The 2,357-nt window shown below is 50.1% G+C and carries 2 protein-coding genes; one reads left to right on the forward strand and one right to left on the reverse strand.

The features are described from left to right. The coding region (locus ACFFAR_RS31045; RefSeq protein WP_375509208.1) for an ATP-binding protein at positions 1–930 on the forward strand (930 nt) is incomplete at its 5' end. Positions 931–1,518: 588 nt separating this feature from the next. Here ACFFAR_RS31045 and ACFFAR_RS31050 read toward each other — a convergent pair. Beyond that, on the reverse strand, positions 1,519–2,181 hold the full coding sequence (locus ACFFAR_RS31050; RefSeq protein WP_375509209.1) for a GntR family transcriptional regulator: 663 nt from the start codon (positions 2,179–2,181) through the stop codon (positions 1,519–1,521). Positions 2,182–2,357 lie beyond the last annotated feature (176 nt).

Raw genomic sequence — 2,357 nt, forward strand, 5'->3', positions numbered from 1 at the left:
GTCGGCATCAACTACAACATTACCGAGCGCAAGACGATGGAAATGGAACTAGTCTCGCGCAATGCGGAATTATCTGAATTGAATGCAAAGCTTTCTCAGGCCCAGGCGCAGCTGGTTCAATCCGAAAAACTTGCGGCCATCGGGCAGCTTGCCGCAGGTGTCGCGCACGAAATAAATAATCCGATTGGCTTCATATTTTCAAATATCAACACCTTAAATGGATACTTGGAAAAGTTGTTTGCCCTGCTCGCAGCTTACGAGGAGGCTGAGCATTTCATTAGTGATCAATCGTCAACGAAAAACCTTCGAGTGCTGGGTGAAAGTGTTGACATAACTTTTCTGAAAGAGGATATCCCGGTGCTGATGGGCGAGACCAAAGATGGCATCATCCGGGTGAGGAAAATCGTCCAGGCGTTGACGGAATTCTCTCGCATAGGTGACCATTTGGAATGGCGGTCCGCAAATCTGCATCAAGGAATCGATGCCACGCTGAACATCATTCACAGTGAGGTCAAATACAAAGCAGATGTCGTAAAGGACTACGGCCAGATACCAGACGTTGAGTGTTTGCCATCTGAAATTAACCAAGTGATCATGAACTTGCTCGTCAATGCAGCACATGCATTAGGCGAGGAGCGAGGCAGGATCACGATCTGTACGCGCGAAGAACATGACACCGTGTCGATCGAAATTTCGGATACGGGTTGTGGCATACCGAATGAAAACCTGTCGCGTATCTTCGACCCGTTTTACACGACGAAGGCGGTGGGTAAAGGAACAGGGCTCGGATTGTCATTGTCGTACAGCATCGTACAAAAGCATGATGGAACCTTAAGCGTTGAAAGTGAAGTCGGGCGTGGCACCACTTTTCGGCTAACTCTGCCGGTCAAACAGCGGTGCCTTCATGAAACGGGGATAGTCGAGACATGAGGCTTGGTAAGGCTCAGCGTACTTGTTTTGTAGTTTGACGTCGTTGTGCTAGAGGGCAAGTACATGTTAACGCCCAGCAAATCGAATGTCGAGACCAACGGTCTGATCAGCGCCCACCATCGCTCTCACTCCGCACGGGCATCTTTGCGTAAACGACCCAATTCGGCAGGGAACGGATGTATCGGATAACCACAACATTACGATTCGCTGCGATACTGAGAAGATTGCGAGCAAAATATCCAAAACTAAGCTACGTTTGAGCTCTGTTCTCGCGGAGAACTACTTCGCACAGCTGCATGAAGGCGATAACCGAACGCTTAACTAAGCTTTTCATTCGCAAGTTTCCAAAACTTAGCCTTCGCGGGTATGCCGAAGCGCGCTCGGCTGGCACGTCTAGGAACATATCATTTCGGTATGCTCCGCTTCTTGCACATCATCTCTATTCCGCCATTAGTTACATTTTGGACGAAGCACGCGGACATTAAATCGCCGCTCGAGATTTGGATTTCCGAGAATGTCCAACAAATTTTATCGAGACTTGACCGGCCTTTGGGCGATAGTCGAGGCGGAGATGAGGTATCTAATGTGTTACAGGGCTGCTTGCGACATGGCCGCAATAAGATCCCCGAAGCGTTCCCCTTGCACAAGGACATGGCTTCGTAAAGCTGAGGCTGCTGCCTCCCCATCCGCACGTGTTAGCGCTTCTACCACCTCCTGATGCTCCATAAACGAGTCTTGCATTCGACGTGGTACACGCAGTTGTAGCCGCCTGTATGGCCGCAAACGTCGATGCAAGATTTTGGCTTGGTCGTATAGGAAAACGTTATGGCTGGCGGCGTAGATAATAAAATGAAATCGTTCGTTTTCCCGATAGTAAAGGTCGCGATCGCCGGCATGGGAAGCAGCCCTGCATGCATCGTGGAATTTATATAATTCCGCGAGCTGGATTTTTGTTATTCGACGTGCAGCGAGTCGACCGCACATGGCTTCAAATTCGGCCATCACATCGAACATTTCGATCAATCGGGGGAGCGCGATCTCAGCGACCACTGCGCCTTGCCGAGGACGCATTTCGACCATGCCCGCTCCCACCAGCTGCAGGAGGGCTTCGCGAACTGGGGTTCTCGAGACGTCGAACCGTGACATCAAAAGCGCTTCGTCAAGAGGACAACCGGGCGGCAGCGTTCCCTCCGCTATCTCGCTTTCGATGGATTCTCTTACACGGTCGGACCGCGTACCTTTGGTTTGCATGGTGAAGTCGTAGCAAAGATGCGGTTGTAAAGGGAGGATCTAGATTTCCTGTTGCGCGTAAACGCTAATTGGGTATGTCAAAACGGCGTCCTAGTATATTTATAGAACAGTTTCGTATTTTTTGCGTGCACAAATCATTCGGGTCGAAGTAGTCATGGTCTTACTCCTTCCATGCG

This window comes from uncultured Caballeronia sp., assembly GCF_964243625.1.
GTDB lineage: Bacteria > Pseudomonadota > Gammaproteobacteria > Burkholderiales > Burkholderiaceae > Caballeronia.